At 63.1% G+C, this 12,303-nt stretch carries 8 protein-coding genes; 5 read left to right on the top strand and 3 right to left on the bottom strand.

The window, feature by feature from the left end; all coding sequences use genetic code 11:
* Positions 1-2: 2 nt before the first annotated feature.
* Positions 3-1,301 (top strand): nucleotide sugar dehydrogenase, encoded by a 1,299-nt coding sequence (locus BLR71_RS05710; RefSeq protein ID WP_092523996.1) that lies wholly within the window; start codon positions 3-5, stop codon positions 1,299-1,301.
* Between the two features lie 242 nt (positions 1,302-1,543).
* Here the strand turns inward: BLR71_RS05710 and BLR71_RS05705 are convergent, their stop codons facing one another.
* On the bottom strand, positions 1,544-2,122 hold the full coding sequence (locus tag BLR71_RS05705; protein WP_092523994.1) for a superoxide dismutase: 579 nt from the start codon (positions 2,120-2,122) through the stop codon (positions 1,544-1,546).
* Between the two features lie 312 nt (positions 2,123-2,434).
* Between BLR71_RS05705 and BLR71_RS05700 the strand changes: the two genes are divergently transcribed.
* The 4 genes from BLR71_RS05700 (at position 2,435) to msrA (ending at position 9,880) form a co-directional block, all read left to right on the top strand.
* On the top strand, positions 2,435-3,283 hold the full coding sequence (locus BLR71_RS05700; RefSeq protein ID WP_092523992.1) for a coiled-coil domain-containing protein: 849 nt from the start codon (positions 2,435-2,437) through the stop codon (positions 3,281-3,283).
* Between the two features lies 1 nt (position 3,284).
* The gene (gene tamA, locus BLR71_RS05695; protein ID WP_092523990.1) at positions 3,285-5,156 is read left to right on the top strand and encodes an autotransporter assembly complex protein TamA; all 1,872 of its coding nucleotides are present in this window, start codon (positions 3,285-3,287) and stop codon (positions 5,154-5,156) included.
* A gap of 12 nt (positions 5,157-5,168) precedes the next feature.
* Positions 5,169-9,179 carry an autotransporter assembly complex protein TamB gene (gene tamB, locus BLR71_RS05690; protein WP_245696356.1) on the top strand — a complete coding sequence of 1,337 codons (4,011 nt, stop codon included), beginning with the start codon at positions 5,169-5,171 and terminating at the stop codon, positions 9,177-9,179.
* A gap of 65 nt (positions 9,180-9,244) precedes the next feature.
* Positions 9,245-9,880: a peptide-methionine (S)-S-oxide reductase MsrA gene (gene msrA / locus BLR71_RS05685; protein WP_092523986.1), complete on the top strand. Its 636-nt coding sequence runs from the start codon at positions 9,245-9,247 to the stop codon at positions 9,878-9,880.
* On the opposite strand, the gene BLR71_RS05680 is transcribed toward msrA, so the two are convergent.
* Both BLR71_RS05680 and pepQ read right to left on the bottom strand, forming a co-directional pair.
* Positions 9,861-10,898, bottom strand: coding sequence for a hydrolase (locus tag BLR71_RS05680; protein WP_092523984.1), 1,038 nt, complete (start codon positions 10,896-10,898; stop codon positions 9,861-9,863). The genes msrA and BLR71_RS05680 overlap by 20 nt on opposite strands.
* A gap of 71 nt (positions 10,899-10,969) precedes the next feature.
* Complete coding sequence (pepQ, locus tag BLR71_RS05675; RefSeq protein ID WP_092524449.1) at positions 10,970-12,274, bottom strand: Xaa-Pro dipeptidase; 1,305 nt, start codon at positions 12,272-12,274, stop codon at positions 10,970-10,972.
* Between the last annotated feature and the right edge of the window lie 29 nt (positions 12,275-12,303).

Here is a 12,303-nt window from a genome sequence, read left to right as displayed (position 1 = left end):
CCATGCGCGTTGTCGTACAGGGAAGTGAGCTTGCCGCCGCGACGGCCGCGGCGGCATTGGCAAGCGTGGGTCATCGTGTCAGCTGGCAGCCTCACGCCGACCAGCCCTGGTCCCTGCTCAAGGAGGTCGACTGGCTGACCCGTGAGCCGGAACTGATCGCCCAGCTGGAGGCGGCCTGTCGAGACGGGGCCCTCGCGATCAGCGATAGCGAGGCCGAGCCGGCGGGTGATCTCACCGAGATCGATGTGCTGTGGCTTGCCCTGGCACCTGATCAGCGCGATGCGGCGCAGCAAGCCGTCGAGGAGCTGGCGACTCGCCAGTCGGCGCCTCTGGTGGTGGTCAATAACTCCACCTTTCCGGTCGGCGAGACCGAGCGCTTGGAGGCACTGCTTGGCCATGCCGGCCAGGTCGCCGTGGCACTGCCGGACATGCTCGAAGAGGGGCGTGCCTGGCAAGTCTTCACTCGACCGGCACGCTGGCTGCTGGGCAGCGAGGATGCGCTGGCCACGGACCAGGTGCGGGAACTGCTGAGGGCCTTCAACCGTCGCAGCGAAGTCTTCCAGTGCATGCCGCGACGTGCCGCCGAGCTAACCAAACTGGCCATCAATGGCATGCTCGCCACCCGCATCAGCTACATGAACGATATCGCCGGTCTGGCCGACACTCTGGGCGTCGACGTCGAGCATGTCCGTCAGGGGATGGGGGCGGACACCCGCATCGGCTACGAGTATCTCTATCCCGGTTGCGGCTTCGGTGGCCCAAACTTCTCGCGGGACCTGATGCGCCTGGCAGACGTGCAATCGGCAAGCGGCCGTGGCTCCGCGCTGCTAAGCCAGGTGCTGGATATCAACGAGCACAAGAAAGAGACCCTGTTCCGCAAGCTGTGGGCCTATTTCCAGGGACAGCTCGAGGGTCGCACCGTGGCTATCTGGGGGGCGGCCTTCAAGCCCGGCACGGCTCGCATCGACCATGCCCCGGTGCTGCCCCTGCTCGAGGCGTTGTGGGCTCAGGGCGTCAAGGTACGCTTGCATGATCCGGCTGCACTTCATGCCCTGCGGGAGCATGTCGGTGAGCATCCGCTGCTCACGCTGTGTGAGCGTGATCCTTACGCGGCCTGCGAGGGGGCCGATGCCTTGATGCTGGTGACCGAGTGGAAGTGCTACTGGAACCCAGACTGGCGCCTGCTGGGCAGCCTTTTGGGTGAGCGATTGATCCTCGACGGTCGCAATATCTTCGATCCTGACTTCGTGGCCGGGCGTGGCCTGGTCTACCGCGGCATCGGGCGACGCGCTGATCCTTGATAGCGACTTTCTTGATATCGGCGTCTTGATACCGACATTGAGACTGCCCGGTTTAGCGCCGGGCAATGCTTGCCCAGATCGCCTGACGTTATTAGATGACGACATTTGGCCACTAACCAAAAAACCCCCGCCAATGGCGAGGGTTTTGACGCATAGCACATCTCAGAAGATGCGCTTGTTCGAAACCTAAGTCCCAAACCTAAGTCCGAAACATAGGTCCGAACCTAATTGCGCAGCAAAAGTTACGCGAAGTTCTGCGCAACGAAATCCCAGTTAAGGATCTTCCACACGTTTTCGAGATACTTGGGACGGGCGTTGCGATAGTCGATGTAGTAGGCGTGTTCCCACACATCGATGGTCAGCAGCGGCGTCTGGCCGTGAGCAACCGGAGTATCTGCATCGTCGGTGTTGACGATATCCACGCCGCCATCATCGGTCTTGATCAGCCAGGTCCAGCCAGAACCGAAGTTGCCAGCCGCCTTGGCGTTGAAGGCTTCCTTGAATTCTTCGAAGGAGCCGAACTTGGCGTTGATGGCGTCGGCCAGGGCACCGGTCGGCTCACCGCCACCGTTCGGGGACAGGCAATGCCAGTAGAAGGTGTGGTTCCAGACCTGAGCCGCCTGGTTGAACAGGCCGCCGGAGGCAGACTTGATGATCTCTTCCAGAGACTTGTTGGCATCGTCGGTGCCGTCGGTCATCTGGTTGAGCTTGGTCACATAGGTCTGGTGATGCTTGCCATAGTGATATTCCAGCGTCTCGGCAGAAATGTGCGGCTCAAGCGCGTTCATTTCGTACGGCAGGGCGGGTAGTTCGAATGCCATGGTTTACTTACTCCTCATCGGTCAAGGGGAGGTACATCCATTAAAGTTCTGGAGCCCTCGAGAACATAATTCAAGGGGCGGGAGTCCAATTCGTCAGGACGGATCCCGAACCTTTAATCAGATGCCAAAGGCATGCCAAGAAGATGCGTCAATGGCTAAAAAACCTTACGATACCAAGCATCTGCGCCTATGTAGTGTCGCCTCATCATAGCACTCTGGGGTATGCTCGCCAATGATCGAGGTTTATGCCTCAATCTTGGCCCGACCGGTCTTACTTCGTTCTTACATTCTCTATCTGGCAAGGAGTCACCTATGGCTGAGCGCCCTGAGGAAGAGCGCCTGACACACATCGTCCCGGATGTGAATGCCAGCCTAGGCGGCCAGGCTCGCTACGCGCCACCAGCGCCGAGGCTGTGGCCCCTCTGGTGCCTGATGTTGCTGCTGGCAGGGGCCCTTGGCGGATTTGGCTACCTTGCTTGGCAGGAGCATATCAGTCTCAAACAGGACTTCCGCCAGTTGCAGGGTCAGCTATCCAACGTGCACGCGCGCTTCGATGGCTTGGATGCCAACCGAGGCGGTAATGTCGAACGCCTCGAAAATGCCCTGGATGCCCTCGGTGAGGAGCAGGGCCAACTGGTTCAGCGTCTCAACGAACAGGAAAATCAACTGGCGGACTTTCGCGAAACGCTCTCCGGCAGCGACGACAGTGAAGCGATGATCGCGCGGCTGAACGCTCAAGCCGAGCGCCAGGACAATCTTCAGGCCGCACAGGAGGCCACGCGCGCCTCGTTGGATGCCCTGGAGAGCAATGGCGATGACGCCCGGGCGGCCTTGGCGGCACGCCTGGACGTGATTGAGGGCGACACGACGACACTGAGTGATCGCCTGGACGAGGTCGCTGCCAAGCTTTCACAAACCGAGCAGCGCCAATCCGCTCAGGAAGTGGTCTCCGCTTCGCTGATGAGCTCGACGCGCTCGCTCGAGACCGACCAGGACGCTCTGACGGAGCGCCTCGATGAGCTCGCGACGGGCCGCGACGAGGCTGTCACATCGCGAGAGGCGTTGATCGAGCGTCTCGATGACTATCGTGCCCAACTGACCGAACTGCGTCAGTCGCAGCTGGCCATCAGCGCCCAGCTGGAATCGCTGGAGACTCGCTAAGATGCGCTGGAGCCCTGGATGGCGGCTGTGCGTCTTTAGCATTGGCATTACCGCAGCGCCCATTGCCCAAGCCCTTGACGTAGAGATCGAGGGGCTCGACGGCCCGGCGGCAGAAAACGTGCGGCTATACCTCGACGCCATCGAGGCCTCTCAGTACCGCTCAGAGCGCCTGATGGCCAAGGTGCGCAACCAGACGCTCGAGGCCATGCGGGTGTATGGCTATTACCAGCCCAGTGTCGAGATCCGCTTCACGGGGGATCCCATCGATGGCGCCGAGCTCGCCATCACACCGGGTGAGCGGGTCAAGATTACCGTGCTGGATCTGGCCGTCACCGGTGAGGCCGAGCACGATGATGCCTTCGATAGCGTCCTGGCTGACCCCGGCCTCGCCATAGGCGAGCCGCTGGTGCATGCCCCCTACGACAGCCTGCGCAGCAAGCTGTCTTCACTGTCCTTGCAGCGGGGCTATTTCGATGCGGACTTCCCGGAGCGACGCATGGAGGTACGCCCCTGGGAGCAGAGTGCGCGGATTTATCTGACCCTTGATAGCGGTCCTCGCTACCGCTTTGGCGACATCGATATCCAGGGCAGCCAGATCGATGAGGACCGCTTGCGCAATATGCTGCCTTTCGCCTCTGGCGATCCCTATCTGGCCGGCCAGTTGGCGCAGTACAATCAGCGTTTGTCGCAGAGCAATTGGTTTTCTTCGATCAGCGTGCGGCCGCGGCTGGACACCACGTCCGACCTGGCACTGGAACCGCCCTCAGGTCGTTCTATCTCGCCCTGGTGGCAAGAGGCCAATCTCGAAGGGGCCGCGGACGAGAGCCAGTTGGCCGAGGCGAGGCGTATCCAGCAACCGGCGTTGGTCGCCGCCGGCCGCCTTTTTCCGGATCAGCGCCATGAGGTGCCGGTCGATGTCACCCTGGTGCCCGCCGACCGCCATCGCTTCGAGGTGGGTATCGGCTACGCCACCGACGTGGGGCCCCGCACTCGGCTGTCCTGGACACAGCCCTGGCTGAACAGCGCGGGCCACAGCCTGACCAATGAGCTGTTTCTCTCGGCACCCGAACAGGAGTTCTCCGGCGAATACCTGATCCCGCTCGCGAACCCGCTGCGCGACAGCTATCGCATCGACTATGGGTTCCAGCAGGTCGACAACGAGGATACCCAGAGCCTGGAGATCTCCACGGAGGTGTCTCGGCGCTGGAAGTTCGACAACGGCTGGACCCAGGACGTGTTCGTGCGCACGACCTACGAAGACTTCACACAGGCCAGTGAAGACGACCAGGTGCTGCTGTATTACCCGGGTGTCAGCTGGTCACGCACCCGCAGCCGCAATCCCATCTTCCCAACCTGGGGAGACCGCCAGCGCCTTTCGTTTGCCTACTCCGACACGGCCTGGGGCTCGGATGCCACCTTCTTGCGGGCCACGCTCGATACCCAGTGGATTCGCATGCTCGGCGACGATAACCGTTTCATCGGTCGTGCGGGCATGGGAGCGATAGAAACCAGTGACTTCGACAAGATTCCTCCGTCGCTGCGATTCTTCGCCGGTGGCGATAACAGCGTGCGTGGTTATGGCTACGAAAGCCTGTCGCCAGAAAACGCCGATGGCGAACTGACCGGCGGTCAGCAGCTATTTACGGCAAGCCTGGAGGCCCAGCGCCGCGTTACGGGTGATTGGTGGGGCGCGGCCTTTGTCGATACCGGCAACGCCTTCACCGCCTGGGGAGCCCCTGAACTGAAGACAGGGGCGGGGCTTGGGGTGCGCTGGATATCCCCGGTGGGCCCGATTCGTTTCGATGTGGCGCATCCCATGGATGACCCCGACAACGCCTATCGCATTCACTTCTCCATTGGCCCGGAGCTCTAAACCGGAAGGGACATGACCGGAATGAACATATTCAAGGCATGGGGCCGGGCGCTGTTGCGGTGTCTGCTGTGGTTGCCTATTTGGCTGATCGGCCTGGTGCTGGTCGTGATGGGGTTGGCCCTGTCGCCCTGGGGTACCGGACTGCTGCTCGAGCAGGGTCAGTCAAGAGGCTTCTTGACCTATCAGGACGCTTCGGGCGCCCCGCTGGATCATCTGGTCATAGACGGCCTTGCGCTCGAGGCAGGGCCGGCCAGCATCTATGTCGAACGCCTCGAGCTCGACTGGGCAGACGACTGTCTGCTCGACAGCAAGCTCTGCCTCGACCGTCTAGGCGTCACCGGGGCGCGGATTCGCCTTGCCGCCAGCGAGGCAGGTGAGCCGGATCAGCCCACTTCCGAGAGCGGAGCCGCTCCGACGATCAACGTGCCATTCCCCATCGAGCTGCGTGACATCCTGCTCGATGACGTCGATGTACGCCTTGCCGATGGCACCCACCTGAGGTGGTCGCATTTTCAGACCGGCGCCTCACTGGACGCAGGCACCCTGACGCTATCGCCCACCACGCTGTCCGGCATGCGGCTGACGCTGCCAACCAGCGAAGGACAGGCACTGGCCCTGGATAACGCGGACCGTGCGCCTTCGTCGTTGAGTGCCCAAGCCATAGACAGTGCGGGGCAGGTCGCCCGGCAGACACCGCCAGTGGTGAGCGATGCCGCCGAGGCGAGCGAGCCAACTGTCCCGCTGGCCCAGCGCGAGCGGATCGCCCTGCCGGCCATCACGCTGCCGCTTGCCATCGAGGTGCCGAACCTCGTCATCGAGGATGCCGCACTCACCGGGCCGAACGCGTATCGGGTCGACCGCCTGGCACTGAGCCTGTCAGGACAGGGCAGCGATATCGAGATATCGCCCCTGACCCTGGCCATGCCCGAAGCCGATGCGCGCCTCGAGGCCAAGATCACACTGCAGGATGACTACCCGCTCGAGGCGCGCCTCAACGCCCAGGTCAAGCAGTTGGCCGCCATGCCGGCGCTTGCCGGCGAACGGCTCGACCTGCGCCTTGACGGCAACCTGGCCGCCTTGAAGGTAGCGCTTGCCGCCAAGGGGCCCGCGACTGCTCAGCTCAACGCCAGTCTCGATGCCCTGGCTCCCACCTTGCCGTTTGAACTCAAGCTCGAGTCCAACGCCCTGCAATGGCCCTTGTCCGGCGCATCGCCCGGCGCTGACACACCGTCAGGTGCCGGCAACAGGGTAGAGCCATACCGGTTGACTGACCTGAGGGCACGCTTGAATGGGAGCCTGCTCGACTATCGCCTGGCCCTGTCGGCCGAGGCCTCGGGGCCGGAGGTGGCACCCACTCGGGTGGCAGCGACCGGCACCGGTGACGCCGAGCACTTTGCCTGGCTACCGCTATCGCTGAAGAGCGGCGAGGGCGCCCTGATAAGCCGGGGCAAGATCAACTGGGCCGATGGACTGACGCTCGATGCCACCATCAACCTGGATGAACTCGACCCCGGCGCCTATACCAGTGCCGTGGCCGGTCGCCTGGACGGCGATGCCACCCTGAGCTTCGTGCAGGCAGACGATGGTTGGCGACTCGGCATTCCCGAGCTTGCCATCGATGGCACCCTCAATGACTTACCGGTCTCTCTATCGGGCAGCCTCAGCGGCAACAGTGATATGCGCTGGAACATCAAGCAGCTCGACCTGCGCCAGGGCGAGAACCGCCTGACTGCAGAGGGTCAGATCGGCGATCAGATGGATCTATCCGGCTCGCTGCAGGCGCCGGGGCTCAATGCTCTGTCACCGGAGCTTGGCGGTACCCTGCAGGGCGACTTCCAGCTTGGCGGCAGCTTGGATACGCCGACTCTGGCGCTGGATCTGAACGGCGAACGTCTGGTCTTTGCCGAAAACCGCCTGGGAGCCCTGAACCTGCGGGCGCGTACGCAGGGGCTCGAGGATCCTGAGCTTGATCTCACCCTGGAGGCAGAGCGCCTAGACGCCGGCGGTCAGCGGTTTTCGCGCCTGACGCTCGGGCTCGACGGCCGCTTGTCCGAGCATCGGCTGACCCTCGAGGCAACGGCCGGGCGAGGCATGCCGCTGTCCCGGGCTGGCCTCACCCTGGAGGGCGGCCTCAACGCCGACCGCGACCGATACCAGGGGCAACTGATGCCGCTGGAGGTCGACGCGGATGCCGGCACGCTGCGCCTGGACGAAGCCTTGACCTTCGATGTCGACATCGCCAAGTCCGCGGTCAGTCTCTCGCCGTTTTGCCTGGCCCGAGAGGAAGGCGGTCGTCTGTGCAGCACCCAGCCCATCGATGCCTCTGCTCAGCAAGGGCAGGCCAGGCTGCAGCTCACGGAGCTGCCCATGGCCCTCCTGGAGCCTTCTCTGCCGGTTGGCTGGAAGGCAAGCGGTGATAACAACGCCGAGGTGGTGGTCGCCTGGCAGGATCAGGGCAGCACCTGGTCGCTGGATGCCAACCTCGACAGCCGCCTGGATATCGAGGCCCAGAATTCCTTTGGCCAGCCCGTCACGCTGCCCACCACCCAGCTGAAGCTGACCGCCAATGCCACGCCTCAGGCCGCCAATGCCGAGCTGGATCTCGAGCTCGAGCAAGGCGGCAGCGTCAACCTGACGCTGCGTATTGACGATCCCCAAGGGCAAGGAGCATTGGACGGGCGTCTGCGGCTCCAGAGCCTGCAGCTCTCGCCTTATCAACCCCTGGCTGGCGATATGGAAACCCTCGAGGGTAGCCTGAATGGCGATATTGCGGTGGGCGGCACCCTGGCCTTGCCCACCCTGACCGGCAACCTGACGCTCGATTCGCTGCAAGCGAAGGGCAGCGGTATTCCGCTCGAGGTGAGAGATGGCGAACTGACGGTTCGTCTGCGTGGCGACAGCGGCCAAATCGAAGGGGTGATCCGTAGCGAGCGAGGGCGCTTGGACATTCAGGGTGACGCCCGCTGGCCAAGCCTCGATGAGTGGGAACTGTCGATGTCGCTGGATGGGCAAGAAGAGCCATTGCAGCTGGATATAGCCGATATTGGCCGGCTGCGAATCGCCCCGGATATCCAAGTCGATGTGCGGCCTGAACGGCTCAGCGTGCGCGGCCAGGTCAAGGTGCCCTGGGCGCGGCTGGAGATCGGCCAGATTCCGCCATCGGCGACTAGCCCGAGCCCTGATGAGGTCATCATCACCCGGCGTGACGAACGCCGGGCGAGGCGCGAAGCAACGCGAGCGGAGCAGGCCGGAACCGGCGAGGATACTGCCGAAGCACTGGCGTCTGCCGGCATGGCCACCAGCATCCAGGTCGAGCTTGTGCTGGGCCCGGATATGAACCTCAAGGCCTATGGATTGGAAACCGGCCTGGACGGCCGCCTGCAGGTTCGTCAGAGCAGTGGCCCCGTGCAGCTGTTCGGTGAAGTCAGCCTGGTAGGTGGCCGCTTCCGCGCCTACGGCCAGGACCTGCGGATTCGTCAGGGCCAGCTGCTCTTCAGCGGCGCGGCCGATCAGCCGCTGCTGCAGTTCGAGGCGATTCGCAGCCCGGACAAGACCCAGGACGGCGTGATCGCCGGTCTGCGCGTCTCCGGTTCGGCCACCTCGCCCAGCCTTTCCGTGTTCTCAGAGCCTGCCATGGAAGAGTCTCGGGCCTTGTCCTATCTGCTGCGGGGTCGCGCGCCCAATGATACCGAATCCGACAGCAGCGCCCTGACGTCGGCTTTGATCGGTCTGTCGCTGTCCCGCACCGGCGGTGCCGTAGGCCAGGTCGGCGAAGTCTTTGGCATTGGCGATTTGGCCCTCGATACCGCGGGCAGCGGCGATGAGTCCGAAGTCGTGGTCAGCGGGCAACTCAGCGACGATCTGCGTGTCAGCTATGGTGTCGGGGTATTCGAACCGATCGCCGAACTGACCCTGCGCTATACCCTGTGGCGCAACCTGTACATCCAGGCCGTGTCGGGTGCCGCTCAAGCCGTTGACCTGGTGTACAGCTTCAGCCTCGGTAAAGCGGACGCCGGGCAATGAGCCGGTTGCCGAACGTTTTTCACCCGACCTTGCAGAAGGTCTTTCGTCACCTCAAGGAGCTCGTCATGCGCCACGCCGACAAGCAGCAACCCGTCAGCCCGGAACGGGCGCTACCGGGACGCGACACACCGCTGAGCATCAGCGGTATCCATCATGTCAACGGCGCTTCCATGTGCCCGCCGTTTCCCGAAGGCAGTGCAGACATCGTCTTGGGGCTGGGCTGCTTCTGGGGCGCCGAGCAGCTGTTCTGGGAACTGCCCGGTGTTCTGGTCACGGCCGTCGGCTATGCCGGCGGCTATACGCCCAACCCCACCTACGAAGAGACCTGCACCGGCTGGACGGGGCACACCGAGGTGGTGCGGGTGATCTATGATCCGGCCACTATCTCTTTGGAGCGCTTGCTGCGCGTCTTCTGGGAAGCCCACGATCCTACCCAGGGCATGCGCCAGGGCAATGATATCGGCACCCAGTATCGCTCGGCGATCTACATGACCAGCGACGCTCAGCGCCAAGTGGTAGAGCAAAGCCGTGCGCAGTATCAACAGGCCCTGAAGGAAGCCGGTGGGGGAGAGATCACGACCGAGATCGCGCCGCTGGAGGCTTTCTATTACGCCGAGGAGTATCACCAGCAGTATCTGGCCAAGAATCCCAATGGTTATTGCGGCCTGAAGGGTACCGGCGTCAGTTGTCCGATCGGCTAGCCACGAAGCTGGGCCAGCGAGTCGCTGCGCCTGCTTTGGCCCAGTCGTCTAGCTGTCTGGCCACCCGGCGCAGCAACCAGGATCTTGGTCGACCATGGTGGGACTCGATGAAGCCCACGTGCCCGCCATGCTTGGCGATCTCGACTCTCACGGAATCCGCAGGAGTGGGTAGGCTCTCGAACAGGTCGGCGGGCATGAAAGGATCGTCGGCGGCATGCAGCATCAGCATCGGAAGCTCGATATTGCCAAGCAAGCGACCCGCCGATGCCCGAGCATAATAATCGCTGGCGGAGCTGAAACCGTGCAGCGGTGCCGTTACCTCGTTGTCATAGGCCCAGAAGGTGTCGAGCTCCTTGAGCTGATGCGGGGTCAGGGTAACGGGCAAGGGCCCCAGGCGCATTTTTGCCGTGATCTTGCGTTTCAGGTCCTTGAGCAGGTGGCGCTGATAGACCTTGGCAAAACCATGATTCAAGGCATCGGCACTGGCGGCCAGGTCCAGTGGCGCACTAATGACGATGGCGCCAGCCAAGTCGAGGCCATCGCCTCCCTGCTCGGCGACCAGTTTGGTCAGCATGTTTCCCCCAAGCGAAACGCCGGCGGCGACTTTCATGGCTTTGGGATAGCGCTTCGCCAGCTGGCTGAGGACCCAGTAGGCATCGGCAGTATCGCCGCTATGGTACGCCCTGGGCAGGCGATTGGGCGCCTTGCCGCAACCACGAAAGTGCATCAGTACGCTGCGCCAACCCAGCCGCGCGGCGGTGGCCATTAGTCCTTTGGCGTAGGGAGACTTGATCGACCCTTCCAGGCCGTGGAAAAGGATAAATAGTGGGGCGTCCTCAGCCACGGGAGCCGGTCGACCCCAGGCCAATTCGACGAAATCGCCGTCCGGAAGATTGACGATCTCGGTGTCGAAGGCCAAGCGCGGGGCAGGCAGCATCCGCGGCAGCAGGGTTTGCAGGTGGCGGTTGGCAAGCCCTCTGGCGGGGCGGAAGTCGGCGGGAACGATGGTGCGTGACATGCCTGCCTCGCGCAGTGGGTAATACCCTCAAGCTTATCGTGCTTGAGGGATGCTGCAACACTTCTCGTCGCTCAGAGGGTCGGTGTCAGATTCTCGGCTCCCTGATCGGTCACCAGCACATTGTCCTCGATACGCACACCGCCATGGGGCGCCAGAGCCTCGACCGCGGCCCAATCGATATCGCCTCCAGCCGGCGTCTCGCGAAGCGGATCCAGCAGCATCGGGATCACATAGCATCCCGGCTCCATGGTAACGACCATGCCCGCTTCAAGCGTTCGTGTCAGACGTAGCGCCGGGTGTTCCGCCGGTGGCGGCAATGCCGTTCCATCCGCGGTCTGCCGGCCGGCCACATCGTGGACCTGAAGGCCCAGCAGGTGTCCCAGCCCATGGGGACAGAAAGCCCGGGTGATGCCCTGTTCGACGGCCGCCGGCGCACTGCAGCGAACCACGCCAAGCTCACCCAGCAGCTCGCCCAAGCCTTGATGCATGCGGGCATGCAGGGTCGGATAGTCGACGCCGGGGCCCATCTCCCGGATCAGGTTGTGCTGGATCGTGGTGACGCCTTCGATCAGCCCGGCAAAGGCGTCACTGGCATCCCCGCCGGCCCAGGTGCGAGTGATATCGGCCGCATAACCCCGGTAACGGTGACCGGCATCGATGAGCAGGCTGCGGTGATCGGCTTCAGCCACCAGCTCATAGTGCTGATAGTGCAGCACGGCGGCATGCTGATTGAGGCCAACGATACTTTGATAGGGCAGGTCCGATTCGCGCTGACGACTGGCCCCCAGGTAGGCGAGCTGGATATCGAGCTCGGCGCCGCCGTCGAAGAAGGCGTCGCGAGCGGCGCGATGACCGTGGATGGCGCGCCGATTCGCCTCCCTAAGGCAGTCGATCTCATAGGCGCTCTTGCGCACGCGCCCCTCGTCCAGCGCTTGGGTCAATGTCGGCGGGTTGAGCTCGGCGCCCAGGCTTCTGGCGGTTTGTTCATCGACGTCACCAAGGACGGCATAGCGACCGGCAGGCAGCCCAGGGGGCGTGGGCGTGTCCACGCGCGCTATCTCGAAGGCATCGACCCAGGCTTCGTCGGGAAGCGTGGTACCCAGGTGCCAGAAATCCGTGGGCGCATGCAGTTGAAGTTTCGGCCTTTGCCCGGCACGCACCAGCAACCAGCTGTGATCCAGGCCATGCAAAGGCACCCAGTGCATGAAATGGCCGTAAGTGGCGAAGCTTGCGTGCTGATCATCGGCGAAATGACGCTGCGGATGACCGCTATAAATCAGAACGCCGTCGAAGCCATGTGTCGCCAGCAGGCGGTCGTAGGCGGCCTGGAGTGCCTCGAGGTGGGCGAGGTGCTTGTGCTCAAGTGTCTCTTTCATGATGTCATTCATGTTGGGTGTCCATGTAG

It is taken from the genome of Onishia taeanensis (assembly GCF_900100755.1).
GTDB classification, from domain to species: Bacteria; Pseudomonadota; Gammaproteobacteria; order Pseudomonadales; family Halomonadaceae; genus Onishia; species Onishia taeanensis.
Note: the sequence above shows the minus strand (reverse complement) of the source record. Positions and strands in the feature narration are given on the sequence as shown.

Bases quoted from the DNA above. Each gene is read 5' to 3' on its own strand.
- BLR71_RS05710 (WP_092523996.1), top strand. From the start codon at position 3: ATGCGCGTTGTCGTACAGGGAAGTGAGCTTGCCGCCGCGACGGCCGCG.
- BLR71_RS05705 (WP_092523994.1), bottom strand. From the start codon at position 2,122: ATGGCATTCGAACTACCCGCCCTGCCGTACGAAATGAACGCGCTTGAG.
- BLR71_RS05700 (WP_092523992.1), top strand. From the start codon at position 2,435: ATGGCTGAGCGCCCTGAGGAAGAGCGCCTGACACACATCGTCCCGGAT.
- tamA (WP_092523990.1), top strand. From the start codon at position 3,285: ATGCGCTGGAGCCCTGGATGGCGGCTGTGCGTCTTTAGCATTGGCATT.
- tamB (WP_245696356.1), top strand. From the start codon at position 5,169: ATGACCGGAATGAACATATTCAAGGCATGGGGCCGGGCGCTGTTGCGG.
- msrA (WP_092523986.1), top strand. From the start codon at position 9,245: ATGCGCCACGCCGACAAGCAGCAACCCGTCAGCCCGGAACGGGCGCTA.
- BLR71_RS05680 (WP_092523984.1), bottom strand. From the start codon at position 10,898: ATGTCACGCACCATCGTTCCCGCCGACTTCCGCCCCGCCAGAGGGCTT.
- pepQ (WP_092524449.1), bottom strand. From the start codon at position 12,274: ATGAAAGAGACACTTGAGCACAAGCACCTCGCCCACCTCGAGGCACTC.